The following is a 213-nucleotide window of genomic DNA, read 5'->3' as shown; positions in this document are numbered from 1 at the left end:
ACCACACCCATCAACACCTCACACAACGACCACCCCACATACGGAGCAAGAGCCGCCTCACACTCCGCCAGACGCGCCGCGAACACCGGCGAAGAACCCAGCAGTTCACGCCCCATCCCCACCCACTGCGCACCCTGACCCGCGAACACGAACGCCGTACGACCACCCGAACCCACCACACCCGACGGCACCCCACCCGCACCCGGCGCCGCA

Annotated in this window: 1 protein-coding gene; it reads right to left on the bottom strand. The window is 68.1% G+C overall.

The genetic code is table 11. From position 1 onward, the window contains the following. Nucleotides 1-149: acyltransferase domain-containing protein (locus tag WA788_RS35925; protein WP_443034155.1), on the bottom strand; the 149-nt coding region annotated here is incomplete at its 3' end. Between the last annotated feature and the right edge of the window lie 64 nt (nucleotides 150-213).

The sequence above is a fragment of the Streptomyces sp. CA2R106 genome (assembly GCF_037034245.1).
In the GTDB taxonomy this organism is placed as follows: Bacteria; Actinomycetota; Actinomycetes; order Streptomycetales; family Streptomycetaceae; genus Actinacidiphila.
This window is presented reverse-complemented; position numbering and strand designations above follow the sequence as displayed.